At 36.2% G+C, this 2,617-nt stretch carries 2 protein-coding genes; one reads left to right on the forward strand and one right to left on the reverse strand.

Going from position 1 to position 2,617, the window contains the following annotated elements; genetic code table 11:
- Nucleotides 1-900 (forward strand): lipoyl synthase, encoded by a 900-nt coding sequence (lipA, locus tag ACN4EE_RS22740; RefSeq protein WP_431708796.1) that lies wholly within the window; start codon nt 1-3, stop codon nt 898-900.
- Nucleotides 901-1,024: 124 nt separating this feature from the next.
- Here lipA and cas6 read toward each other — a convergent pair whose 3' ends face one another.
- Nucleotides 1,025-2,236 (reverse strand): CRISPR-associated endoribonuclease Cas6, encoded by a 1,212-nt coding sequence (cas6, locus tag ACN4EE_RS22745; RefSeq protein WP_431708797.1) that lies wholly within the window; start codon nt 2,234-2,236, stop codon nt 1,025-1,027.
- Nucleotides 2,237-2,617 lie beyond the last annotated feature (381 nt).

Consider the following 2,617-nt stretch of genomic DNA (forward strand, 5'->3'; position numbering starts at 1 on the left):
ATGCAATCTTCTTCCCCTTCTTCCCCCTCTTCCCCCTCTTCCCTCTCTCTGCCTTCATGGTTACGATCGAATATCGGTAAGGCTTCCGAAATTTCCAGAGTACAAAAAATCATTAAACAACGAAATATTCACACTATTTGTGAAGAAGGAAAATGCCCCAATCGAGGGGAGTGTTATAGTAAAGGTACAGCTACTTTTTTGTTAATGGGGGATATTTGCACCCGTAACTGTGCATTTTGTCAAGTGGATAAAGGGCAATCCCCTAGGGTATTGGATGAAAATGAACCGCAAAAAGTAGCCGAAGCTGTTAAATTATTAGGGTTAAGATATGTGGTGTTAACTTCTGTGGCAAGGGATGATTTACCCGACGGGGGCGCTTCTTGGTTTGTCAAGGTGATGAAGGTGGTGAGAATGCTCAATCCTGACACCCTGATAGAAGTGTTAACCCCTGATTTTGGCACGGGGAAAAATGCCCTACAGCAACAACGAGAAAGTATTAAAACCATTGTGGAGGCGAATCCTGCTTGTTATAACCACAACCTTGAAACGGTGGAAAGGTTGCAAAATCCTGTGAGACGAGGGGCAAAGTACGATCGATCGTTGCGAGTTTTAGCTACCGTAAAGGAATTAAATCCCAATATTCCCACTAAATCGGGGTTAATGCTTGGTTTAGGAGAAACTCAAGAGGAAATTATTACTACCCTCAAAGACTTACGGGAAATAGAGTGCGATCGAATTACCATAGGACAATATTTAAGACCATCATTGGAACATTTACCAGTACAAAAATATTGGACTCCCGAAGAATTTGAAGAATTAGGAAAAATCGCTCAGTCTTTAGGATTCAATCATGTGCGTAGTGGAGCTTTAGTACGCAGTTCCTACCATGCTGGAGAGTAAGGAGGAATGAAAAATGAAGAATGAAGAATTAACAATTAACAATATTACCCATTTTACCCATTACCCATTACCCATTACCTATTACTGATTACTTTTCCTCATCCAAAGACTTTTTCAGCAACCCCTAAGTATCCTCAATTAAAAGTTTTCTTGCTCTTTTTGAATAAGTTTTCACCGTTTCATAAGGCATTTCTAACTCTATGGCTATATCTTTCAAAGACATTCCCAACTCCCGTCTAGCAAGAATATTAGCATAACTAAGACAAATATTTTCTGCACGATTTCCCCCTTTCCCATTTTTCTGTTTTAGGAAAATATCTGTTAACTCATCGATTCTCGTAACTAACTTATCTTCAAGAGAGTCATTATTATAACTTGACGGTTGGGTAAATATCTGTTGCCTCCCCTCATCAGTATTTTCATTTCCCTGACTAACTATAGTATGTCCTAAACCAAAAGTAGTTTTATGCCCTGTACCGCAATAAGTCGCAAATCGGCATAAAGTCGAGTAAAGTTGAGTAAAATCGGGATAATCTTGGTAATTATGCCCTAAAGATAACTCTAACCTTCCCATAAACCCCGTAACGCTTCCTTTTTTTCCTCCTGCTACCTTTTTTGATTCCAAACTATAACTACGAATAATCACAAATTTATCTATCCAATCTAAAAAATCATCCTGAGAAAATACCCTTTCAGAAATAAGGCTTTGAGATTCCTTCGCTGTCGATCGGAATGACATAATATCGTTATGATTGCCTAGGTTTTGGGAAAATTGATTCCATCGTCTTAAGTAACTGTGAAATAAATTGGGAGGATGAGGTAAAGGATAATGATGATTATTGCGACGAAAACTGGTAGGGGAGAGAAAAGTAAAAGAGAAATTCGTCTCTATTTTTTCCAGCCACAACTTTTCATAGGTAGTTGGAGGAGAAAAAAACCTAACTTCGTTAATTAATAATGGTGTGTGATATAAACCCAAATGGGAAGGAAAATTATTAAACCATACCTTTAACCATTGGATTAATTCGGAGGAGAAAATCGACAAATACCAACTATAAAAACTATTTTGCTTGACAAAAATCTTATTTTTTAACTCCATTAAATTACCCTGTAAACGAGAAATACTAAAGGCTTTTTCTTCGGGGTAATCGTGAAGTCTTTTTGATAATTCAGGTGATAATTGTCTTACTTGATCTAAAAACCAAGCGTGTAATCCTTTACTATAGTCTAAGGATAGATGATAGTCTTTCTCTGCTATTAACTCAAATTCGAGAATAACTAAATCACTGTTATTTGTCCAGTCTAAGTTGCTTAAAGGCGATAATGTTATATTCACAAACAACTAAAAAATTAAATTCGATCGAACTTAATAAAAGACATTAAATAATTTAATTCAGTTGGATTGTCATTGCGGTGAGGCGCGTAGCGTTGCGAGGCAACGAAGCAACCTGAAACAATCTCTTAAAATAAACTTTTTGATTTTATTAAATCCTCATTCCATCCTAAAAGAATTTATAGCATTTTCCAGAAAAAATTTTATCCGCCCAAGATAACCTTCTCTACCAATCCTCCGAATGCCTGATTTTATTAAGAAATGTTAAGTTAACTTGTAAATTTGTCGCAGTTAGGTAAATATAGTAACAGAGAGTTTTAAAGACTAAAAACAAGATAAGTTATTTTTTTTACGCAGATTCACTCTGATATTAGACTTAATTTC

Origin of the sequence: Geminocystis sp. CENA526 (assembly GCF_050753365.1) — a bacterium.
Classification (GTDB): Bacteria; Cyanobacteriota; Cyanobacteriia; order Cyanobacteriales; family Cyanobacteriaceae; genus Geminocystis.